This window comes from Bradyrhizobium sp. CCBAU 45321, assembly GCF_028128975.1.
GTDB classification, from domain to species: domain Bacteria; phylum Pseudomonadota; class Alphaproteobacteria; order Rhizobiales; family Xanthobacteraceae; genus Bradyrhizobium; species Bradyrhizobium yuanmingense.
Map to the genome: position 1 here is coordinate 1 of NZ_LFKZ01000101.1, position 23,747 is coordinate 23,747.

General features: G+C 59.2%; 15 protein-coding genes and 2 pseudogenes. 8 read left to right on the forward strand and 9 right to left on the reverse strand.

Translation table 11 applies throughout. From position 1 onward, the window contains the following. The 3 genes and pseudogenes from ACM43_RS11515 to ACM43_RS11525 form a co-directional block, all read left to right on the forward strand. Nucleotides 1–263, forward strand: a 263-nt coding sequence (locus tag ACM43_RS11515) for a hypothetical protein (protein ID WP_271540149.1), incomplete at its 5' end; no start/stop codon positions are given. A gap of 271 nt (nt 264–534) precedes the next feature. Then, complete coding sequence (locus ACM43_RS11520) at nt 535–954, forward strand: SET domain-containing protein (RefSeq protein ID WP_271540152.1); 420 nt, start codon at nt 535–537, stop codon at nt 952–954. Nucleotides 955–1,432: 478 nt separating this feature from the next. Next, nucleotides 1,433–1,865 (forward strand): annotated as a pseudogene (locus tag ACM43_RS11525) (transposase domain-containing protein); the annotation flags it as partial. A gap of 173 nt (nt 1,866–2,038) precedes the next feature. Here ACM43_RS11525 and ACM43_RS11530 read toward each other — a convergent pair. The 7 genes and pseudogenes from ACM43_RS11530 to ACM43_RS11560 all read right to left on the reverse strand — a co-directional run bounded on the left by ACM43_RS11530 (nt 2,039) and on the right by ACM43_RS11560 (nt 12,297). Next, complete coding sequence (locus ACM43_RS11530; RefSeq protein ID WP_271540154.1) at nt 2,039–4,975, reverse strand: Ulp1 family isopeptidase; 2,937 nt, start codon at nt 4,973–4,975, stop codon at nt 2,039–2,041. A gap of 258 nt (nt 4,976–5,233) precedes the next feature. Continuing rightward, on the reverse strand, nt 5,234–5,428 hold the full coding sequence (locus ACM43_RS11535; RefSeq protein ID WP_124163810.1) for a hypothetical protein: 195 nt from the start codon (nt 5,426–5,428) through the stop codon (nt 5,234–5,236). 879 nt (nt 5,429–6,307) lie between these two features. Continuing rightward, nucleotides 6,308–7,588, reverse strand: coding sequence for a type II toxin-antitoxin system HipA family toxin (locus tag ACM43_RS11540; RefSeq protein WP_271540156.1), 1,281 nt, complete (start codon nt 7,586–7,588; stop codon nt 6,308–6,310). Continuing rightward, the gene (locus ACM43_RS11545; protein WP_036030851.1) at nt 7,588–7,872 is read right to left on the reverse strand and encodes a type II toxin-antitoxin system Y4mF family antitoxin; all 285 of its coding nucleotides are present in this window, start codon (nt 7,870–7,872) and stop codon (nt 7,588–7,590) included. The genes ACM43_RS11540 and ACM43_RS11545 overlap by 1 nt, the downstream gene beginning before the upstream one ends. Before the next feature lie 1,191 nt (nt 7,873–9,063). Then, nucleotides 9,064–9,177: pseudogene (locus ACM43_RS38860) on the reverse strand (zincin-like metallopeptidase domain-containing protein); the annotation flags it as partial. 1,274 nt (nt 9,178–10,451) lie between these two features. Beyond that, the gene (locus ACM43_RS11555) at nt 10,452–11,348 is read right to left on the reverse strand and encodes a prolyl oligopeptidase family serine peptidase (protein WP_271540168.1); all 897 of its coding nucleotides are present in this window, start codon (nt 11,346–11,348) and stop codon (nt 10,452–10,454) included. 76 nt (nt 11,349–11,424) lie between these two features. After that, nucleotides 11,425–12,297: a prolyl oligopeptidase family protein gene (locus tag ACM43_RS11560; protein ID WP_074448289.1), complete on the reverse strand. Its 873-nt coding sequence runs from the start codon at nt 12,295–12,297 to the stop codon at nt 11,425–11,427. 650 nt (nt 12,298–12,947) lie between these two features. On the opposite strand from ACM43_RS11560, the gene ACM43_RS11565 reads away from it, so the two are divergent. Continuing rightward, nucleotides 12,948–14,582 (forward strand): outer membrane beta-barrel protein, encoded by a 1,635-nt coding sequence (locus tag ACM43_RS11565; RefSeq protein WP_050996232.1) that lies wholly within the window; start codon nt 12,948–12,950, stop codon nt 14,580–14,582. A 293-nt stretch (nt 14,583–14,875) separates the two neighbouring features. Here the strand turns inward: ACM43_RS11565 and ACM43_RS11570 are convergent, their stop codons facing one another. Further along, nucleotides 14,876–15,184: a hypothetical protein gene (locus tag ACM43_RS11570; RefSeq protein ID WP_225114776.1), complete on the reverse strand. Its 309-nt coding sequence runs from the start codon at nt 15,182–15,184 to the stop codon at nt 14,876–14,878. Nucleotides 15,185–16,014: 830 nt separating this feature from the next. Then, nucleotides 16,015–16,602, reverse strand: a complete 588-nt coding sequence (locus ACM43_RS11575; RefSeq protein WP_271540159.1) for a hypothetical protein — start codon at nt 16,600–16,602, stop codon at nt 16,015–16,017. Nucleotides 16,603–18,337: 1,735 nt separating this feature from the next. On the opposite strand from ACM43_RS11575, the gene ACM43_RS11580 reads away from it, so the two are divergent. From ACM43_RS11580 to tnpC, 4 genes are all read left to right on the forward strand, one after another. Beyond that, nucleotides 18,338–19,684: an MFS transporter gene (locus tag ACM43_RS11580; protein WP_271540170.1), complete on the forward strand. Its 1,347-nt coding sequence runs from the start codon at nt 18,338–18,340 to the stop codon at nt 19,682–19,684. Nucleotides 19,685–20,786: 1,102 nt separating this feature from the next. Continuing rightward, nucleotides 20,787–21,188 (forward strand): IS66-like element accessory protein TnpA, encoded by a 402-nt coding sequence (tnpA, locus tag ACM43_RS11585; protein ID WP_074448291.1) that lies wholly within the window; start codon nt 20,787–20,789, stop codon nt 21,186–21,188. A 23-nt stretch (nt 21,189–21,211) separates the two neighbouring features. Next, a complete protein-coding gene (tnpB, locus tag ACM43_RS11590; RefSeq protein ID WP_370137884.1) occupies nt 21,212–21,532 on the forward strand; it encodes an IS66 family insertion sequence element accessory protein TnpB in 321 nt (106 codons plus the stop codon). 45 nt (nt 21,533–21,577) lie between these two features. Next, a complete protein-coding gene (gene tnpC / locus ACM43_RS11595; RefSeq protein WP_036030835.1) occupies nt 21,578–23,239 on the forward strand; it encodes an IS66 family transposase in 1,662 nt (553 codons plus the stop codon). Nucleotides 23,240–23,747 lie beyond the last annotated feature (508 nt).

The following is a 23,747-nucleotide window of genomic DNA, read 5'->3' on the forward strand; positions in this document are numbered from 1 at the left end:
CATCGTTCATTCAAAGCTCCTTCATTCTAGAAGAAGCCGTCAATCCTGAAAGTGCGAAAGACTCTGTACGTTATCGATCGCCCACGGGGTGGCCGTTCGCTAACGATGTGCCCATGTCTCCACTTCTGTCCTGGGCATGCGCAAGGGGCAGGAACCAGTGGCCATGGACGCTCGGCGCGAAAGCAGCTCTTGAGGGCCTCGATGAAGCCGATGTCCGCGGCTTGCCGGACGGCGATAAAGCAAGCGTGTCGCCGCACTCGTAGGCTTACAGGTCACGATCGCGCGACATGAACTCGCCGCCTTGGTCACGCGGATCTTTGATTGACGCAGATCTTTGCAATCCCACTGACTTGCACCGCTTCCACCGCCGCCAAAATGGCGGTACCGCGAAAGGCGATCCGCCAGCCGCTGCGGCAACGAATGCGAAAAAATCCAATTTGGGACGGAGGCGCGATTAGACGACCCTACCGATTTGCGCAGGAGATTTCGGGGCTCAGGTCAGTTAGCTTGCTGGGTGTTAGGGAGACTTCTTCAATGTTGATTATCGAAACTGTTTTAAAGCCAGACCAGTTTGGCGGTATTGGACTTTTCTCCGCTGCCCTTTTGCCCAAAGGTTCGCTGATTTGGATTCACAACCCAATCGTTGACATCGCGGTAACGCCTAAGCAGTACGAAGCTCTAGCTCCAACATTTCGAGCTCTACTTGATAAGCATGCCTATCCAAGAGACTACAAGGCTAATGATGGTGTTATAGAGTACAATGCTGACAATGCCCGCTTCATGAACCACAGCAGTCAGCCAAATACATATCAGGACGATCATTGCCGAATTTTATCCGTGCGTGACGTACAACCTGGTGAAGAACTGACTTGCAATTACTTGTTTTTCGATCCGACGTGTGACTTATCGTGGGCTAAAGAACCATCGGTGAATGTTGATGCCCCAACGGGCTAGGCGGCAGTGGATTGAGTTCGTGGTCTGACGACTGATTCGTCGGCGAAATTTACGGGAAGAGTTTCGCCAACTAATTGCGGCCATCGACCGACCCAGCTTTGCGGCTGCCTCCTCGAGCCTGAAGATTATTGCGAGCGCAGCCGTGTTCGACATCCCCGGCGCGCAGAGTGCGGTGGCCCGCGGCCCGGAACGTGCTTTCGATGACGTATAAGCGCGACGTGGAGTTCACAACATCTGTAGAGCCTACCCTAAGGCAAGATCTCCGCAGATGTGCCTGATCTCGCACTTACTTCAGAATCTGACGACGCTCGATCAGTTCCCAGTCGTTGCTGAGAAGGCGCAGGAGCTGAGCCTGATAGGTATCTTAGCATGCGCTGATTGTGCAACGTCAGAGTCGCAGATGTGCTGTTCACAAACGCACTTGATGAGACCGCTTGCGGCTCGATCTTTGCCCCTCGATTTACGTCCGCGCGCAGCGCAGAGGAAAAGCAAGCCGCTTCTCGAGGACATGCACGTCTGGTTGTTGCGCGAGCGCGAAGCCCTCTCGCGCTCCTCCGACGTCCTGAAGCCTAGGAACTACATGCTCAGGCGCGGGGCGACTTCGACTTCGCCCGTTTCCTCGACGATGGCAAGATCTGCTTGACCAATGCGCTGAGCGCGCATTGACAGGCATTGTCTTGGGAAGGCGCAACTAGACCTTCGCTGGTAGCCAGCGTGGCGCCGACCGTGCCGCCATCATGCTGACGATGATACCGACCTGTCGCCTCAACGACGTTGATCCCAAGGCCTGGCTCGCCGAGGTCCTGGCCCGGATCGCCGATCTTCCCGCGTCGCGCCTGCACGAACTGCTGCCCTGGAAATGGAAGCTCCTGCGCCAGGCCGATAAGCCCGCCGGGTCAGCAGGCCGCTGACCTTTCCCCCGACCGATCATAGAGCTCGCTGTGCCCGCGGGCATGCGTCAATCAGGCGGTCTTCGTCGTATGCGTACTCAGCTCCTCACGTGAGACACTATAATGCTCTGCGAACACACCGATTGCGGATCTTCGATCGGCGAGAACAGCATTTCACTCGGTCGTGGCCCTATTCAGTTGAAGCCGACACCAGCGCCTAGTCGGTCCCGCAGTTCCTGCCGACTGATGACAAGATTGTTGAGGTTCAGGTCCGGCCGTCTTGCTGCCAATCGCCTTACCAGTTCCCTGGTGCCGTCCAGGACAAAGACGCCGCAGTCATAACTGTTCTGCTGCTGTCTTATCGGGGCCTGTTGCAGGTTAGCGTCGAGCCGTCCTGCGAGTTCCGCTGCGAGCCTGTCATTGTATCCCTGGGTAGAGTCATAGTGATAGGCGACCCGCCGGCCACGATCGCGGCGATCAACCAGCAGCAGCGACCAGTGACTGCCGCGCTGATGTCTATCCGTATCGCTGGCATCGCTTACCGGCAGGAACAGGAAGTCAGCTGTACCAGGGCGAACCCACCCTAATGCTCGTTCGGCTACCTCCTTGGAGGGGGATCGCAACATTTGGGCTATCAGGGGATCCACGAACCGCGTCCGAGCGGCGAGATCCGGATTGTTCTGCTGCAACTCCTGCGCCAGGAGCTCATAGTCCCGCTGGATATGCTCGTCACCCAGCCACTGCGTGGGCCCCAGCACGGGACCGCTGCGGTGGCCGGAAGAGGCAACAGTAGCCGAGGGGCCGATCTGAGCACCCGGGACAGGGGACGGGCGAGGATGATGGATGAATTGCGCAACGCGGCGTCCTCGCGGCTCCAATGTGATCGAGTAGGTCTCACCGTTCATGGAGAGCTGGGTTGGGCCGCTGAACTGGGTCGGCAGGACCCTGATATTATCCAGGACATCGATTAAGAAATCCGGCACCGGCTGGGAGCCATCCTGCCAATCCTCGTCGACTCGGTATCCGATGTCCTCAAGCTCCTGAAGTACGCCCGATCGCCCGACGAAGAACGCGGGTTTACCGGCAGGGCTGAGCACCGGCGCTGACTGAGCATCGTCACGCATCTGCTGCGGTGTGTACGGCAGATCAACGAAAGAGTTGAGACCGCGATAGATGTCTGACGACTGAGCTGGCGTGTCTGATGGTTCGGTGAAGAGTGGCGGTCTGGCGGCAGCCCCACCCACCGGCGCGGACTGAGCATCGTCTCGCATCTGCTGCGGCGTGTACGGCAGATCAACGAAAGGGTTGAGATCGCGGTAGATGTGTGACGACTGAGTTGGCGCGTCTGATGGTTCGGTGAAGAGCACCAGTCTAGCGGCAGCCCCACCCACCGGCGCCGACTGAGCATCGTCTCGCATCTGCTGTGGTGTGTACGGCAGATCAACGAAAGAGTTGAGACCGTGGTAGATCTGTGACGACTGAGTTGCCACGTCTGATGGTTCGGTGAAGACCGGCGGTTTGGCGGCAGCCCAACCCACCGGCGCTGACTGAGCATCGTCTCGCATCTGCTGCGGTGTGTACGGCAGATCAACGAAAGAGTTGAGACCGCGGTAGATGTCTGACGACTGAGCTGGCGCGTCCGACGGTCCGGTGAAGAGCGGCGGTCTGGCGGCAGCCCCACCCACCGGCGCTGGCTGAGCATCGTCTCGCATCTGCTGCGGTGTGTACGGCAGATCAACGAAAGAGTTGAGACCGCGGTAGATGTCTGACGACTGAGCTGGCGCGTCCGGCGGTCCGGTGAAGAGCGGCGGTTTGGCGGCAGCCCCACTCACCGGCGCCGACTGAGCATCGTCTCGCATCTGTTGCGGCGTGTACGGCAAATCAACGAAAGACTGAAGACCGCGGAAAATGTCGGGCGACTGAGCTGGCGCGTCCGATGGTCCGTTGAAGAGCGGCGGTCTGGCGGCAGCCCTACCCACCGGCGTTGACTGAGCATCGTCTCTCACCTCCTGCGAGGTGTACGGCAGATCAACGAAGGAGTCGAGGCCTCGGTAGATCGCCGACGACCCATCTGGCACCGCTTCCGGCGTCGGCCACTCAAAATCGTACGGCAGGTGCGGCGACCACGTTGAGTTCGACTCGCCACGCCGCGGCTCCCCACCCGCCTGTTCAGGGCAGACGCCCAGCGCAGCGTTCGCCTCGACGAGCAATAGGTAGCTCCTAAGCCGATCGAAGCCCGTGTCCGCGTTTCGATTGGATTTTTTAAAGTCGGTGTGATCGTCGTTCAACGACTTTTGCTGCTCACTGGTGCCGGTGAGTCGGCTCACTATGCTCCCCCGCCCCTCCCTTTGGAGCCAAGCACCCAATCTTCGTTGGTTGCGGGCCAGATTTTGAACAACCTTTTTCCGGCTCTTCTCCTCGGGTTTGAGCATGCTCAGCTCTGCCTTTTCCAGGCCATCAATGATGCGGGCGTCATCGGGATAAAGATGCAACGCGGGCGACGGGACAGCACGACCGCTGGGCTTCCGAGATGCACGCGCGCCGGGAACGTTCTCGGCATCGCGAACCTTGCCTAATGCGAACAACAGAAGCTCGTCGTTCGGGAACAACTTCTGAGCGAATTCAATGCGCGCCGCGTGGTCTAACCCGGATATCGAGTAGCCCGCAAGATTAAGCGCGTTAGAAAATCTGCGAAGACTACGATCATGACGAGCAGCACTGCCCGACGTCATGCCACTGGCATTAAGCCGCTCTGAGAGGGGCGCGTCTTCCGCTGAAGGGATCGTGCGCGGCCGCCCGCCAGAAGCTACATAGCTCGGATCATGATACGCACGAAGGACACCCAACCCTTTCTTCATGTCTTCGTCGTTCGGGAAGTAAGTCTTGACATGACGGACCAGGGACTGGTGGTCCCTCAGATCAATCGTAATGCGATGAGCGCCAAGATCATTTCCAAGTCGGCGAAGCGCCTGAGTATAGCGCTTAACCGTGTTCCGTTGTGGGTTTTTCTGAGCTGCATATTCGGCAATCGCCTTGTCGATAGTGTCCCGATGTTCTGCAGAGAGATGGGGATGGTAGTTGCGGCCGCCACGGGAGACAGGACCCGGATCGGGTGAGCGCGCCTCGGCCAAGTGCTGCTCAAAGCCCTCTTGCCCGGCATGGCCCCCCTGGTCCTCTTCCAAGACGGCGTGCTGCACCGGGGACCAAGCTGTTGGATTGGGTGGATCGAAATTGTACGGGTCCACGATAGCCTCACGTCCAAGAAATCAATTGAGCTGATCCTATTATGGATAGGCTTTCCAGAAGCTGACGAGGCCGTCGCTCGTGAAGCAATGCATCGCCACATCTGCAAAGCGAAACTGCCCCGCGGCTCTCAATCGTCGCGGGTTTCATGGGTTTAAGGACCCGCCGTCCTCGCCGCCGATGAACCCTTCCGGCGGCATGTGAGCCGACGACTCGTCATTGCTCTGGTTGCAAAACGACCATACCGGGCCGCAGGTGCACGCATGGGTGCCAAGCCACAGTTGATCCAGATCGGTCTCGCAACTCCACGACGAGCCTTCCGCGATTCGTTCCTCGTTCATTCGCTCTCTCATCGGCTACCCAAGGAGACGGTAATCCTCGTGTCGCCGAGGGGCGCATTGCCTCACTAAAAATGTTACCGGACAACTTCCCAGTCGTGCCTTGGGCGGAGCTGCCGAATCAGTTCCGTAGCGGCTACGGCAGGGACGATCAGCATGCGCGAAAAGCGCGAGATCACATCAGCCCTGGCCGTGCGTCATCGGCCGGGCGGTCGGCGTGAGAAGGGACGACTCCTGGACGAGCTTTGCGCCGTCACGGTATGACATCGTAAGCACGCGATCCGACCACTGTCAGTGGACGAGCATCGGATCGGCCCTGCCGCGGCGGCCGAGCCGGACCTATGGGGTTTCCATTCGCGCTGCACTGATCGTGGTATGGGACGCCTCTGACCGGCTCTGCAGTAAGCGGCTCGTCGCGAGCCGTTCTTGCGCCCGGCACTTGAACGGCACGGCAGATTGAAGCTTTCTGCCGATGAGCGGTCGGTCGGTTTTGAAGGTGAGCGCGGTGACGAGCGATCGCCTGCTGAGCGACGCAAAGATCGCAGCAGCCGGAGGACGCCGAGGGCGGGATCAACAAATGATTCAGCGTAGATGTCTTAGCGACTCTGGCAGAGTGCGCTGGCGCAAGTCAGCATCGTCGCGCAAGAGGACAGCGATTTCGTGTGTCCGCGTAAGCTCGCTCTCTTCAGAAGTGTCGGCGCTGGTAGCTGGACCTGCGACCCCGCGTCAGATGGGAAAACTCTGCTGAAACATACCACACGCGTCCCCCCTAGCGAATTACCCAAGCGCTCCAGCCCCCATCGGCAATACTCAACGCGAGATCATGAATCTAGACCGGCAGCTTTGCGTTCGACTCCCTTCAATTGATGGATGATCCGTATCCTAGATCCCCTTCAGAACGTGTTCGCAATCCTTGGCTCGCGTACTCAAAGCCGTTGCCAATCGCTCGATGACAGCGTTCTCCAATCCCTCCTTTTGCGCTCGCGTGCGAATGTCCGCCACCAGGTCAGGGATCTGCCCGGCCATGGAGTTCAGCGTAGCGATGAGTACGTCCGCATCAACACGCGTCTCGCGTGCAAATTTTTGCCACTGACGCAAGCCAATTTGATCGAGCTTGTATTCACCCCCGACTTTCATGGCGAGTTTGATCTTGCGCTGATCGACGTGGTCGTAAGGAAGAATGCTGGCGATGTCGTAAAGGGGAGCGAGACGCACGAGAGCGCCGCTGGCCAGAAGCAATGAATAGTTCTTGGCGTGAGCATCAGAGCCCCCAATGAGCCAGTTGAAGACCAAAGCGCTGACGAACGTCTCAAGGTCGGCCTCGCGGTCTGTCGAGTAGGTCCGCAAGAGCTCGACCACATCGGCAGGCGTTGGTCCGCCCTCGTTCTGGTATTTCTTGGTCGGCGGGATGCCCATGGCCTGACAGATATCTTCCTGATGAACGCGGATAATGTCGTTCCCGCTGACCTGCCGATCGTAGCGTTCAACCACGATCGCTATTTCCTGTTCGAAGCGCATCACCTTGGTTTCAGCGGCTGGCAGCCCGAGTTCGCGTGCGAGCTGCAGGCAGATATGCTCATTCTCGGCGTGACCATCGAAATGGCCCGTCGGTGGTTTCAAAATGTGGGTGGTTGGTATGCGCCCGGACGGAATGCCCCATTTGTTGTCTTTGAGGACAAGCGCGGTTTTCGGCTGGGCGCCTGCAAGACTGAATTGACCCGTGTCGCTGGGCAGACGCCAGGCAGCGTGATCCTCGCGCAAGACTCGAAGCCGATTTGCTATTTCCGACTTATCCAGCCATTCGATCTTGTCATCTTTGCCTGTTTTCAGAGCCCCCAATCGATCAGGCGTGACGAACTGGATGGCCCCGGCGCAATCCTCACCGACGTTAGAGATGAGGGCAAACACGTTGCGCGCCGATACCTGAAATTTCTTGGCCCAGCGCTCGAGCACCTGCTCGTTGTCAGGCAGCAGCCCCCACAAGAAGGACTGAACGGTGGCTGGACCGTGCTCCTCGGCGGCAAGCGGCATCGAAAGCGACAGGGGATAGGCCCGCTCCGCGTTGCGCCATGCATTGTCATAGACGAAGGTCAGCCGGCCGCGCGCCTCACTGCGGACGCGACCGACTTCGGTGCCATCCAAGAGTGCAATGAGCTCGGCCATTATGTCTTGCCTTCCTTGGCTTTGGTGACGATGGCGTTGATATCAACTGCGGAGGTAGACCCGCGGCTGGTGGGCCCTCCACTGTTGACGTCCACCGGGATGCCGAGAACGTCGAGAGCACGAAGGACAAGAGCCAGCTCTGCGCGGGGATGACCATGCTCGACCTCAATCACCCATTGACGGCTGACGCCGATCCGCTTGGCCAGTGTCGCCTGGTCTAGCTTGAGGCGTTTGCGTCTGTCGCGAATGACGGCGCCGAGGTCGCCAGGTGTACGGATAAGCATTCCAATCCCAAATGTTAGCGCTCGCTTACATTAGCATAAGTCGCCGCTTGCTGACAATTATAAATGTAGCCGCTCGCCGACATTCCGAAATGTCAGGTCGACATTCTCGGTCAACGGAAGTACTAACGTTTTCAGAGACATAAAGTAGACCCTGGTACCGGCTCAGCAATCCCCGCTCCGCTGCGGCAAGTTCCTCGCCTGTTCGGTGTCGCCTTGCTCGGATGTGACACCCAGTGGCGCCTCCTCACGTGCCATGAGCCGCGCGCGCTCATGTGCGTGGGATCAATCCGCATGAGCATTTCCTTCTCGCCGCTCGACGTTGCGAGCCATGCTGCCCCCTCGCCGCTCGATGCGTGGCTGCACCCATGCCAAGGCGCGCCTCGGATCCCAAATTGCTCGTGGGATGCAAGGCGCCGGCTGCCTTTCGGCATACGACACGCGGACTATCAATCATTGCGCAGCATTTCCAAACGCATGGATTTCGACCATTGCGGACGGCCCTTAATCTGACCCCGGCTATTTTGAAGGATCTGGGTCATCGACGAGCAGCGTTACTCGGATCGCAAGTTTTGTCCGCTGATCCTCATGAGTGAACGAGCCGTATTTCTCGCCCTCAATGGCGGCTTACTAATTGCTTTCACGGTCTGGCTTGTGTTGCCGCCCGGCAGTTCGTGGTTGCTGCACGTCTTGCGGTCTATGTCGGCTGGAAAGGACTTGGTTATCAGGCTCGGCCTCGAGCCTTTCGCACACAAGCCGGACTCGCAACCCATGGTCGGGGGGGGGGGACGAGCGCTCGCGCAGCATCTACGGACATCGTGGTATGCAAGGAGTGAGCAGGGCCGTTGACCTCACAGGGTCGATACGGTCGCCGCGATTGAGACCGGGCCTCGGCTTCAAACCCATGCATCCTCAATCAAAATGCTTGCAGCCGCAGCGATTTATCTATCTGAAACCGGTGCGAAAAATCCGCCCCGCTGTAAGTCGGAGGACGCCCAGTCAACAACTTCGTCCAGAGTCCATTGGAGACCTAAGCTATTTGGAGCTAAAATGACGAGGTCCAGATCGATGATTGCCGCCGCGGCTCAGGTCGCGACGGAATTTTTTGGCCTGAATCCTATGAAGGAAGTCCGCCGTCCGTTGGGCATTGGACGAGATCGTGAAGATCGCGCGTCCGTTCTTCAGCACCTTGATTCAAGAGCCGATATAGGAGGCGTGATCCTCCCTCACCTCCGGTGTTAGGCCGAGATCGGCAGACAGGAAGCCCGCGCCAAGCTCCGCGACCAACTCTCCCATGGCATAGCCTTCAACGCCGAAGCGCTAGCGGCCGAACTCGCGGTTCAGGCGGCTCTCGTGGCGGCATGCAGTATACAAGGCCACTCTTGCGCGCGCTGCGGCAGGAATGGAAGTACGTGGCCCTCACCTTTTCGGGTGGTGTACCGACCTTCGCCAGAGTACCTGCGAAGCTTGTCGGAGATAGCTAGCGGGATTGGTCCCGGGGCAAGATGTAAAACAGTGCGGGCGCGGCTCGGTGCTAACCGGCTCGGGGGCTGAAACCAGGCCAACTAGTCCCTACCACATCCGCACTGCCGTTGAGACTAGCGGAAAAGTGACTCGGCGCTGATCGATCTGGAGCGATAACGCTGTCCCTGTCACATCCCGTTAACCCCAAGGGCTCTGTATCTGTGATAGCTTACCGCAACCTGACAGGACTTTGCGCAGTCGGTCAATAGTGTGTGGGCTATCAACACCCGCTCAATCCGCCACGGAAACTTCTGCAACCACTCAGACATGCTTTCGTGCTGTCAGCCATCACGACGTCAGGACACCCGGACGGTTCAGGCTGCTGATCAGTGAGACATTGTCGGTTGCGGACCACACCATCTAGATACTCCGCCCCGTTGGGGGCAGGTCTCTGTGACGTCAAATTGCGAATTCGGTGCTTTGCGCCCCCATCCCTCTGCCGTGCATATTGTACTGCCATGTTCGTCGCACTCCGCGTATCGATCGATTGTCGGAGTGCATTGGTGGAATTCCAGTAAGCCTCCAACCGACTGCGGATCGACGATAAGCGAGCCAGATGATGATTGTGCACTTAAATTGTAGGCTCTAGGGTGCGAGAGAAATACAGCATCGCACGACTGAGCAATATAGGCCGGTCAGCAATAGATGGAACGCAGCGCGGATGCGCCGGCGCCTATCGAGGGGACTTGATGAGAAAGGCGCTATCCCTATCCGCATCCGCACTGCCAACGAAGTTAGCCACGGGATCGAGAGGCTGACGCAGCGGCTTTGCCCTGAGGGCTGTTCACACGAAATGCCTGGTGGGTATCAAGGAGAAATCGGCCTTGAGTGACCTACCCAGACTGATACGCGAGACTGAGGGCGTAGCTGATCGCCCGGATTCATCCCTCAGGGAGATCGTCCCGCCGAGAATGAGCAAAGACGGGTCTGACGCCGCTGCCGATAACGTCGTCCGCCAAGCCTCATCATTGAAGTAGATCTTCGTCCTCGACATCACTCATCGACAAGCCGCCGGGATGCATACGTATATTCCAAAGCGATCTGGCGTGCCTGTTCAATTAGGTTGGCGGCGGCGCTATGCCCCCGTCGGTATTCTCATAGTAGAAGTACGGTTGGCCCAACGCAGCGAGCCTCGCCGCTGCCTTGCGGCCATGCGCTGGATGCACGCGGTCGTCCTTGGTGGACGTGAGAATGAAGGGGCCCGGGTAGGTCTTGCCTGGCACCAACCTCTGATAGGGCGAGTAGGCGTCGAGCCACTTGCGCTGTTCGGGAGAGCTGGGATCGCCATACTCGCTGATCCAGGAGGCTCCGGCGCCCAGCTTGGTGAACCGAACCATATCGAACAGCGGCACCTGTAAGATGGCCGCATTGAAGAGGTCGGGTCGTTGGGTGATTGCGGTGCCTACCAGGAGGCCTCCTTGGCTACCGCCGACCACGCCCAGCCGGCGGGGAGAAGTGATTTTGCGCCGGATGAAGTCCTCCGCGACGGCGATAAAATCATCCCATGTCCGCTGCTTCGTTGCTCCTTGAGCAGTCTGGTGCCATTGGGGCCCGAACTCACCGCCGCCGCGCAGGTTCGCGACGACATACGCGTTCCCCTGCTCGAGCCAGAGTCGTCCGGTAGGACCCGCGTAATAGGGGATGAGTGGAATCTGAAACCCACCATAGCCAGAGAGAAGCGTTGGAGTTGATCCGTCAAATCTTGCGCTCTTGGGTCGTACCAGAAAGTAAGGAATGCGGGTGCCATCGCGCGAGATTGCCTCGAACTGTTCGACGACAAGTCTCGAGGCGTCGAACCTAGGAGGGGTCGTCTTCAGGGTCTCAAGGCGTTCGGTTGCGGCGTCGAAGTACCAGAGCATCGTCGGGCTAAGAAAGCTGGAGACGGTGAACATCGCCTCGTCCGTTTCATGCGATGTCGCAGCTAGCCCGACACTCGCATTCTCTGGAAGCGGGATCGGCCTGGCCTGCCAGGCGCCTGATTGTACTTGTAGACGAACGCCCTACTCTGAACATTGTCGAGAATCGTTAGGATTAACAAGTTTCTTGTGGCGGTGAATCCGCTGATCGCTTGTCGAGGTCCAGGCTTGAAAACGAGGGTGGGCATGGCGCGCAGCGGATCCTGCCTCCATTCGGCCAGGTCATACGAGATGATCGAGCCGGCTGAGAAGGGGTATCTCCGGACGGCGGCATCCAGTCTTCGTTTAGCGTCATCAGCAGGCGACCACTCGCGATGCCCCCAATGGTCGCCTTCTTTGGCAGATTGAGATTAATCGGCTTGGACCCAAAGAGAACATACTCATGCTCGAAGAAACCGATCCTGCGGACGGCGCCGGTCGCATGGATCGTGCCTTCACTGTCGCGCAGCACGAATGGTTTGGCCTCGACATCGGTCGGCTCACCACGGAAGACCTCGCGCGCTTCCGCGAGCGACTGAGCGCGCTTGAGCTCCTTCACAACGAAAGGGTAACCGGCTTGCGTCATGGTCCCTTCGCCCCAATCTCGTGTAATCAGGACCGTGTCGCTATTTACCCAAGTGACCTGCTGTTTTCCCTCGGGGAGTGCGAAGCCGTTCGTGACGAAGGTTTTGGCGACTGCGTCGAACTCCCGGACGAACACAGCGTCCTTTCCGCCCTCGGACAGGTTGAGCAAGCATAGGCGCTCCTCGGGCGGGAGGCAGCCCACCCTTTTAAGAACCCAGTTCTTCTTGTCCGTGTCAGCGAGAGCATCCACGTCGAGGATGGTCTCCCATCGGGGGCTTTGGCTGGGACAGTCGGTTCTTAGTAAGGGCGGCATGTTTGCGCGGCGGCCACCTTGCTCTCGTCGCAGTCCGTAAATCTTCGACGATCGCTTGCGCCTTCCGTTCGGCCATTCACAACTCTGCTGGGCATGAATTGCCTTGAGCATGTGGACCTCGCAAACCTTGTGCGAAGGGATATCGCGCCGGTCACCCTAAAGCATTCGAGGACGCCGCGAAGCCGACGAAAGCCGCAAGACAACGGGCGCGCTAAAGTGGTCCGGACACGAGCTCGCTTTCTCGCGCACTCACGCTCCCAAAACTAACACGAACTAAACTTGCAACGACCGGCCGCTGGCCGTCACGGCAGCTCGTGCTGGAAAAGAACACTGCACTTTGAATGACGCTGTTCAGTCAGAGCGGAACGGGTCCGCGCACATTGCAATCGAAAAAACATGAAAGTCGCACATGCGCGCGCCTTCCACCCTCGCCGCGCAATGCAGTGCTACCGACGCTCAATTGTCCGCCTTCAAACCAACGTAGAGAGTTGACGCGACACACTCTTAGGAAACTCCTGCAAAATATACGAATTAGTCCGGCACGCGGCTTGCTTCGTTCAGGACATCATCACCAATCGTGGTGCGATGATCATCGGAGCGGCCCGGCGCGTCATTACGTGTCTGGCCGCTGCGACGATTTGCCGTGCGGCGATACTTAGCGAGCGGGACCGCGTCTCGGGAAAGTGCAGGCAATCATTATGCGATCAAGAGTTCTCTTTTTGGGTGCTACGACGATGGCGCTCGTCACATCGGGTAGAGCTATGGCGAACCTCGAGCGACAAGTACTGCCACCGGCGGTGTGGAACTGGTCTGGAGGCTACATTGGCGGTCACGCCGGCGGCGGGTACGGCCGAACCTCCTTTAGCAATCCCTTTGGCCCGTCGATCTATGGCGGCAGCGTCGATATTCCATCGTTCGTCGCAGGTGGCCAGATCGGCTACAATTGGCAGAACAACAGTTGGGTGTTCGGCCTCGAACTGGATGCCAGCGCAGCTGCCGCCAACGGCTCAAACACCTGCCTAGCCGCCTCCCACTTGATTGTAAGCGCAAACTGCAACGCAGGTCCCAACCTCTTTGCGACCGGGACCGGCCGCATCGGCTACGCCTTCGGTCCGCTCGGGCAAACGCTTGCCTATCTCAAGGCAGGCGTAGCCTGGCAAAACAATCGGGGCGACGTCGTCAACAACGTGGAACCGGAAAACCAGCCACAGGAGAAAACCCATTTCGATTATGGCCGAGTTGGCGGCGTGATCGCGCTCGGTCTCGAGCGAGCCCTTACGCCGGCATGGTCGGTGAATGTCGAGTATGACTATCTGCATTTCGGCGGACCAAGTGTCGCCACCGCTTCGACAGTGCAGTTATCTCCGCCTGCGATTCTGCCGGCGAACACAACCAGCCTATCCAGCAACTATCACATCGGAAGAGTTGGTCTGAACTACCACTTTGGTGTGGACCCAGAGGCCGCACCAAGGTCCGATGCGCCGTATGCGAAATCAGCGGGCAGCGTACCATCCATTCCCGACGCGCCTGGTTGGTCGTTCGAAGGCGGCTCGCGGCTCTGGCTGAGCCGGGGACGATTCCAATGGGATCACAGCGCACTTAATAATAACGATGCCCTAGACCCCAGCATACTCGTATCGCGGCTCACTTATCACGGACTGAACGGGCTTTCGGGGGAGGTATTCGGCCGGGTCGACAGTCCCTGGGGAGTGTTCCTGAAGGGCAACCTTGGGATCGGAAGCTTCAACAAGGGGAAGATGAACGACGAAGATTGGCTGGTCCAGCAGGAAGGATACCCGTACCAAAATACTCTTTCAGGTCAGTCAAACGGAAGGTTCGCATATTACACGGCGGACGCCGGTTACGATTTCCTGCGCAGCGCGAACTACAAGGTCGGTGCATTTATGGGCTGGGCCTATTACAGCCAGAGCTCAGATACCATTGGTTGCGTTCGGGTCGCGCCTCAGGATGAAGCATGTCTGAAGCCGGGCGACACTAGGATCGTCGGTGTGGAGGATACTCAATGGAATGCGCCTCGAATCGGCCTGAGCGCCGAAACTATGCTGACCGAGCGCTGGCGCCTCAATGCTGATGTCGCTTACCTGCCCTGGACCGATTTCAAAGGCCGCGACTATCATCTCTTGCGTCCCAAGACCACCTTTGACGAACAACGCGGCAATGGTGGTGGCGGAGTCCAGATTGCGGGCGTGTTGTCCTACTTCCTCACCCAGAACATCAGCGTCGGGGTCGGTGGCCGCTATTGGGCCATGTGGACCAAAAAGGACAGCGACTCTTTGTGCAGCAGCAGCGGCTGCGTCGGTGACCCGCGCATTCTTGCGAAGTACAGCATGGAACGGTGGGGTACGTGCTTTCAGGCCTCTTATAAGCTCAATTAAGGACCTCACTAACGAGGCTCCCGACTTCAGATTCTTAGATGCCGTTCTGAAGTTTGCTGATGACCAGTCCTCGGCGCGCAATTGCCGCCGAGGATTGGCATGTCGCGATCACGCTGTTCGCCGGGTTGCTACGATTGCATATCACCCGCCTTTGATGAGGCGGGCGCAACTCTGCCCCCGAACCAAAGCTCGTCCACTAATAACAGCTCGATTTCTTGGTCCGGACGAACTCGCTTCAAAGCCGATTGTGCGCGCCATTGCGACCGGGCTGGGATGCGCTCGATGCACGATTTCTAAATTCCGCAGCGGGATCTCTCGTGGGCAACCGAGACCGCAGCGAGCCCCAACATCACGTCGCCGGTGAATCCGAAATGGAGACTATAGAGCCACCAGATTGCGCAGCACCGGTCGAGATCGTACATGGCGAGCGCGCGCCTTGTTGCTGCGACCATCCGCGCCATCGGCTTCATTCCGCGTGTCATCTGGAAACCTCGGCGTCTCGGGGCCAGCGCTCTCCATACAATGACTTTTAGGGCGGTGATGGCCCGCTGTCCGGCGCGTGCACCTGCAAGAGATTTGGAATTGAGATTGATGTTCGCCATGGCGTTCTTTTCCGCGTTTCGAAGCAGATTGCGCACACCTATGTGCATGCGCTCATTGCCGTGATCCTACGGCGATACTGCTTGCAAAACGCCCAGATCTGGTAGTGCCAATTGACCGGACTCCCGACCGACAAATACGCTTACGCGATCCCACCGCTGCGCGAAGCCACTTGCGGCAGTGGTTGCGGCTACGCGACCTTTGCTGCCAGCTCCTTGAGAATACCTCGCGCGTCCGCCGAGGCTATCTAGGCAGGGCCTTCGCTGTTTCCGAGTAACCCCTCCAGGTCAGCGGTTTCGCTACCCAACTTGCGCGGACCCAGCCGACATCGAGCGCTGGCTTGCGGCCGAGCTCCGTCTGACCGCGCATGCAATTCTCGGTCGCCTCGCGAAGCAACGCCCCGAACAGTTCGGCCTGCACCACACCATAGCAGAGCTTGTTGGGATTGCTCAGAGGCAAAGCAGCCGAGACGATCATCCCGCACGGCTAAAGCTTCGGCGCTGGCCGCGTGTAATGGGCATTCCGCGCGTCTCCAGAAACTTCCGATCCTGCGCGGCATGGTGCAATCCCGGACTGGCCGATAGCCAGAGCTACATCGATCAAGCGAAACTAACATCCTCAGATGAGGCAATACCCAGGCAATATGGCAGGGGGGACTGACAGGCCGGCGCCACGCGGACGAAACGTCCAGGATGACCGTTCATCTCGTGGGCTGCCAGTGGGCCCAAGGATGCGTACCCACTGGCTGCGCGAATAATCCACTATTGGGCGAATGTCTCTCCAGCTAAGGACAACCGAAGTGATCGCAGGCCTCCAGCCACGCGCGATCGGTTCACAGCGGGGTTGTCTCCCGTGTAAGCCTAACGAACCCTCCTTCGGCTAATTCGGCTTTGTAGGCCCGTCCGTTAAGTAGGATCGTGGTGGAGTTATCTGCGGTCGGCATAAAACCGTCGTGGCGCAGCTTCTCCATTAGAGCAGGTGTGGCCCATTGCTGTGCTAGCGGCATTCCGTAGCGCCATTTCTCCGCGAAGAAGGCTCCGAAGTCCGGTACCCCCGCCCGGCCGACCCGAACCACTTGGTCCTCCGCAGGGTTATGAACAAGACGAACGCGATTGGACTCATCCAAACCGGCCGTGTAGCGGTGACCTTGGATTTCATAGGTCATCGTCGGCTGGTCCGAGTCCGGCAAGAGACCGTGGTGGAACAGCCTCTCAACCATCGCGTCAGGGGCGATTTGCGAACCGTGTAAAAATCTCTGTGGAGCGGCGAATGTGACATCTACCGCTTCCTCAGGTGCGGCAGGTGATGATGGGCCAGCTTCATTCATGATCTGACTGAACAAATCATGATCTTCCTGTGTCCAGACGTGCGCTGTTGGCGATTCCGGGGAACGGGCATTGTCGATCGGGTTCGGATCCATAAAGCTCTCCTTTCTGTTGTGAGAACAACGGCTTCTTGAAGATCTCCCCCAGGGAATGAGCTGAGTTCGTCACGAATTCAGAGATGGCTGGCTTCGTCATCGAGTGGCCAAGGTCGAATGTTAAAGAGGCTGGCTTTCGAGAAGCTGACAAAGGTCGAAGAAGGAGACAAACCCGCAGCCGCATCTGCCACGTCTGATGCGATCATCTCCGAGCCAAGTCTCATTCCGCCTGGCCTCGCAGTCGGCGCGTGGGTCTGCGTCGTGCATTGCGTTCACCTGGGCGTAAAGCTGGTTAGGAGGTCCAGGTGATGCGGACCGCGGCCAGACCCAGTCTTGCACCGAACATGTGCATTTCGACCTCTGCCCGCGACCCGTCGTTCTGGCGGACGCTTCGAGCCTATGCTCGGGGCCGCTAACCAGAATGACCGCGATAGCCGCGCCAGCGCGAGAACAGACGAAAGCGAGACCTACGTGAGAGTCCGGCAACCGCGGAGCGAAGTGTTTACCTGAGAGAACGAAATCGCTGAGACGCAAAAGCAGCTGAGACGATCCTCCCGCGCACGGCTAAGGGTGCTCGGTGCCGGTGATCCGGGGACTGCCGCTGCGTGTAGTGGGTACTCCGCGAAGTCCCCAGTGCCTCGAACCCTGCGCGCCATGATACAACCTCGGACTGACAGCCGGAGCTACATCGGGCAAGCGGAACGTTACATCCTCAGGTGAGGCAATAGGAACCGCCAACTTTGTCCCGGCTGCTATGGACGCTCTGCGTCATGCAGATGGCACTCGTCTCAGGGCGTTGGAAAGAGAATTCACTGGTGTCCTGAATAAGGAAAATCGTCGTAATTTCGTGCGCGCGGTGGCGAGGTCGCCGCTGAAATGTCCGCTTCCTCCAAGCGTCCGTTGGCGAAGAACCGTAGGGCACATTCGTGCTCGCCCGTTGCGGGCGCACGAACGGTAACTCCTGGGTATGCGTCGCTGGTTTGCCTTAACAGCTCTCTAAGTGGTTGACCAAGATGTACGCCCCTGAACCTTTGGCAGCGCTCACCGAACGACTTGAGATCGGCCTCGTCGCCGTTGGGCCAAATAGCCGGGCCTTCTCCCAGTCCCGGGTGAGGCCCTTGCGCAGGAGATAGCCAACATGCGCGGGCGGGCAGCGCCGAACGCACCTTATGACGGACGACCTGGGCCTTGGCGGTCGCCAGACGCGAGCGACCCGTGAGCAGCCGGTTCGCCCGCTAGACGGGACCCGGCCGCGACACAAAGGTGGAGCACCGATGAGTGGTGGATCTTGCCCGGCGCGCGAGAGACCGCCGCAGGCGCGCTGAGCGGCGACAATCGGCTTGGCGACGAAAGGCGTGGCCCGCTGACGCCTCACGGAGCGGACGCAACCTGGCCGAGGCTGAAAGGGCGCGAGACATCGCCGATCGTGTTCGGCACCCGCCAATTTGTCTCAAACTCGCCAAAGCAGCGCAATGTCTGGGTGCCCGACAACTATAGCAGGTTCTCATATTTGTCTTGCCGGCAAGGCCAGTCATCAGATCAAGGGTAAAATGGGCCGCGAAAGGCGGGCATTTTTATTGCAGAGATTACCGTGAGGTTCGTCGTGACACGCTTTAGCCTACATGTGAACAGGCGATGGCCGTGAGGACGAACTCGGGCAAGTGGAATGCAACTTTGCGCGACCTGTCTGGTCGAAATGTTCGGGCCATGGATCGCGCTCCAGATCAGGTCGAGGATGGCGAGGCAATTTACTCCAGACAGGCTGGAGCCGGTCTTCGGTCCGGCAGACGAACGCTTGACACGCCGCGCGGTGTTGGGCGCAACCATCGGCAACATCATCGAATTCTACGACTTCGGGACCTATAGCTTTTTCGCAATACAGATCGGTCAGGCGTTCTTCCCGGCAACTGACCAGTTTGTCAGCCTCATGCTGTCACTCGGAACCTTCGGCGCAGGCTTTGTGACCAGGCCGATCGGAGCCATCGTGCTCGGCTCGTATTCGGATCGGGCCGGCCGCCGACCGGCGATGATTGCCAGCTTTGCCATGATGAGCGCCGCGGTCCTGTTATTGGCTATCACGCCATCGTACGAGACAATAGGACTTGCCGCTCCGTTGCTAGCCATTTTCGCACGCTTGCTGCAGGGCTTTGCTCTCGGAGGTGAAGTCGGTCCAACGACAGCCTACTTGATGGAAGCGGCCCCCACCAAAGCCCGCGGTCTTGCGGTCTCCTTTCAGCCCGCGAGCCAACAGGTAGCTGCGAGGGCCGGAGCGTTGGTTGGAGAAATACTCTCGCTCACCATGACAAGCGAAGCGCTCAATGCGTACGGATGGCGGGTCGCGCTGTTGCTCGGCGCGGCCACGTTGCCGTTTGGATTTTGGTTGCGGAGCGTCCTGCCAGAAACGCTGCACCGCCCCGAGGCGCCGGTTCCTGTCACCCAGCCTGAGGGGCGACGGCCTACCGATCGCCGCATCATGAGCTTGGGATTTGTCATCTTGGCCAGCTGCACGATCACGACTTATGTTACGGGATACATGACGACCTACGCGTTGAACACCCTCCGCGTTTCCATGCCTCTCGCCTTTGCTACTACGCTCATCAGCAACACGGTCGGAATTTCTGCAGCACTGTTGGGCGGCCTGCTCGCCGACCGCGTAGGCCGTCGGCCTATCATGATATGGCCGCAGGTCACTACATTGCTGATGACCTATCCGGTATTCTTGTGGATTGCAGAGAGCCGCAGTGCCTTCGCACTTCTAGGAGGTCTCGGCGTGCTCACCCTGATCGGAACGATTCCGTATAGCGCCTTCTACGTGAGCATGGCCGAAGGTTTGCCCAAGTACATTCGTGGCCGCGCGTTCGCGACGATCTACGCTTTTGCGATAGCGATTTTTGGAGGCACAGCTCAACCGATCGTCACCTGGCTCATCCATCTTACCGGGAGTGCACTCGTGCCCGCCTGGTACATGCTTTTCGCGGGCGCGGCCGCGCTTTGTGCCATGCTTATGATGCCGGAGACGGCGCCACTCAATTATGTGCCCGACCATAGACGAACGGCCGTAACGCCACGACCGCTGCTTTAGTCATACCCGAACAGGTGAGGATGACATCTATGATGCCCGAAATGCGAAACATCGAGCCGGAGGACGGCTATGGGGCCAGCACGTAAAAGCAATCTATCCTGAAAAATTGGAGCAGCTTTACATCGAGCAGGAGCTCCTGTCGGAGCGCAGTGGCGCCGTCTGAAATGACTTGTTTCCGTTTACCCGATCTTCGCCGATGCGGCAGTTGCACGATCAGCGGGCGTCACCGACGGGCTGTAAGTGAGCCGTCACTCTGATCATAGCCTTTAGAGAACAAATAGGCCCGGCTTATACTATCTGCCAGCGCAACCATACGGCATAAGGATGCGGCCGCTGTCGGAGCAGCGGCCGCACGAGGGTCGACCCTCATTCTCTGCTTGATATGTTTCCCGTTGTCAGTGCCGGACGCACGAGGGATCCGTCAAGCAAAAAAACAGATCGCAGATGCCATTCAACGGGTCATCCACGCACTCAGGATATGATGTATCGGCTACCGGCGCACTCGCCGCAACCGGCTGCGCGGCAACGTTTGCAGCAAAAGGAGGCACCACCGCCGTTGCAAGCGCGAGGGCGCTCGCGGTCACTAACACAGACTTTTTCATTCGAGACATCGCTTCCCTAGGTTAGCCCCAGCCGCTCTCGACGGTCTATCTGACGACGCTGCAAGCGGTAAAATTGATTTTCTTGATCAGATCTATCGACCGAATGGATAAGTACGCAGCAATGGACGATCGGCTCATCGATGCGATGGGCGAGGAGTTTCAAATTCGGCTGAACCAACGGGGCCGAAGCGGGTCTGACGGGCGATGCCGAGGCCCAGCGGTCGCTCGGACCTCAACGTCAACGAGATCGCCTGCGAGATCAAAAGCGAAGTGATGCACCGGGTGCTTAGGGCCGCACGGAATCGAGCTGTAAAAGATCGATCAAACTAGTCATACGGATTGCTGTCGTGAGCTCGCGCCATGACTCAATGAACAGTCCACCAAGCTGATCTTGCGGCGGAGCATGCTCTTCCGTACCGCTCCGACGAGGACCGTCTTGCGTGACGGGTGGTAATTCGCGAAGCGTGTGACCTTAGGTCTAGCTTTAAGGTCATCAGGCGATGCGGGTCGAAGTTTTGGGCGGGCTCGAGCGGCGGCGGCGTTGGTCGCAGGACGACAAGGCACGGATTGTCGAGGAGACGCTGGCACCGGGCGCGAAGGTAACTGAGGTTGCGCGGCGCAACGGAGTAGCGGCCAGCCTGGTGTTTACCTGGCGTCGACAAGCACGGACATCGGAACAAGTTGCACCATCTTTTACGCCGGTGCAGATCGCCGCCGTAGCGGCCTCGGCTGAAGAAACTCCGAAGCTTTTGCCTACGGTTGATGGCCGAGTTCGCTCGGCGGCAGCCGCGCGTACTGGATTGATAGAGATCGATCTCGGCAACCGACGGTGCATCCGGGTGGATGCGCACGTCGATCCGGAGGCGTTGGCGCGGGTCCTCGATGTGCTTGGACGCCGATGATTTCTGTACCAGGGAATGTGCGAGTGTGGCTGGCTACAGGCTACACGGATATGCGCAGAGGCTTTCCATCGCTGGCCCTCCAAGTGCAGGAGGTGCTGCACAAAGAACCGCTCAGCGGTCATTTGTTTGTCTTCCGCGGTCGCCGCAGCGATCTTGTGAAGGTGATCTGGCACGATGGTCAGGGAGCCTGCTTGTTCACAAAAAAACTCGAGAGAAAAAAGTTTATCTGGCCATCGGTTGCCGGTGAAGCGGTAACGATCTCGCTGGCGCAGTTGAGCTACCTGCTGTCCGGGATCGATTGGCGCAATCCGCAAGAAACCCAGCGTCCGACGCGGGTCGGATAATCGTTTTGGGTTTGAATCTGATGCTCGATCTGATTCAATGGCTTCATGACATTGAAGCCGAGCGATCTTCCGTCGGATCTCGCGAGCGCCTACCTTGCGCTGCTGGCCGAGCGCGAGGCGTTGCAGGCTGAACGCGATGTGGCGGTCGCGGATGCCGCCAACGCGCGGGCGGAGCTGTCGGACAGCGAAGTGCTGATCGCTCATCTTGAGCTACGGATCGAGAAGCTCAAACGCGAACTGCACGGGCAGCGCTCCGAGCGCACGGCGCGGCTACTTGAGCAGTTGGAATTGGAGCTCGAAGAACTCGCCACCACGGCGACCGAGAATGAGCTGGCTGCGCAGGCTGCCGCGGCAAAAACCCAGAGCGTGAGCGCCTTCACGCGCAAGCGGCCGGTGCGCAAGCCGTGGCCGGACGACATCGAACGTGAGCGCGTCGTCATCGAGGCTCCAAGGACCTGCGCCTGCTGCGGTGGATCGCGGTTGGCGAAGGTCGGCGAGGATGTGACCAAGACGCTGGAGGAGATTCCGCGTCGCTTTAAGGTCATCGAGACGGTACGCGAGAAGTTCACCTGCCGCGATTGCGAGAAGATAAGCCAGCCGCCGGCACCGTTCCATGCGAGGCCGCGCGGCTTCATCGGCCCACAATTGCTGGCGACGATTCTGTTCGACAAGTTCGGCATGCATATCCCGCTCAACCGCCAGAGCGTGCGCTTTAAGGCCGAGAGGATCGATCTGCCGTTATCGACGCTGGCCGACCAGGTCGGTCACGGGACCTTCGCCGTCACGCCGCTGTTCCAGCTGATCGAGCGTCATGTGCTTGCGGCCGAGCGCCTTCATGGCGACGACACCACCATCCGCATCCTGGCGAAGGGCAAGTGCACGACCGGCCGGATCTGGACGTATGTGCGGGATGATCGGCCCTTCGCCGGACCTGCGCCGCCGGCGGCTGTCTATTACGCCTCGGGCGACCGAAGGGGCGAACATCCCCAGAAGCATCTGGCCGTCTTCGGCGGTATCCTGCAGGCGGATTGCTATAGCGGCTTCGAGCCGTTGTTCGACCCAAAAAGGAAAGCGATGCCGATCACGCCGGCATTTTGCCTGGCCCATGCGCGGCGGGGCTTCTTCGAACTGGCTGACATCGAGAAAGCCGCCCGGGACGGACAGAAAGGCAAACCGGTCTCCCCGATCGCGCTGGAAGCGGTCAGGCGTCTTGACGCCCTGTTCGAGATCGAGCGCGCCATCAACGGCCGCAGTGCCGACGGCCGGCGCGCCGTGCGCCAGGAACAGAGCAAGCCGCTTCTCGACGACATGCACGACTGGCTGCTCCGCGAGCGGGAGACCCTGTCGAGCTCCTCCGAGGTCCTGAAGCCCATGAACTACATGCTCAGGCGCTGGGACGACTTCGCCCGCTTCCTCGACGACGGCAGGGTCTGCTTGACCAACAATTGCGCTGAACGCGCGTTGAGAGGCATCGCCTTGGGGCGGCGCAACTGGACCTTCGCTGGCAGCCAGCGCGGTGCCGATCGGGCCGCCATCATGCTGACGATGATCACGACCTGTCGCCTCAACGACGTCGATCCCAAGGCCTGGCTCGCCGACGTCCTCGCCCGGATCGCCGATCTTCCTACGTCGCGGCTGCACGAACTGCTGCCCTGGGAATGGAAGCTCCTGCGCCAAGCCAATCCCACCGATCAGCAAGCCGCCTGACCTTCACCCCGCCGATCATAGAACTAACTGTACCCGCGCGCATGCGTCAATCAGGCGGTCCTCGTCGTATGCGTACGCTCTTCCGGCGATGCCACCGTTGCTCGCTCGTGGCGGCGACTGAAAAAAGCAGGGAAATGACTGACCATACGACGGTGTATTGAAATCGTCTCCGCGGCGCCCGGCGCCATTGCAGTTGAAACGAAGAAGCTCCGACTTACTCGGATTGAGACGCTCAACGAAGAACGACACCCCAGCATCTTTTGGAGGCCAAGGAGGCGTGATGCTGGGGCCGTCGTAGCCTGATGCTAGAGTAGCAAACAGGCGGCGTTGTTGTGCACCGCCCGGTTTGATTCGTCAAAGCGGCCGGGACGCTCAGCTCCCGTACATCCGGACCATCCGCGATCCGTTGAAGCTCGCCCGAAGAGTTTGCGCGCCAGTTCGCCGCGGGCAGGCAGGTGAAAGCACTGTGACACCGGGCGTATCGCCGCCAGCATCTGGTATATCTCCC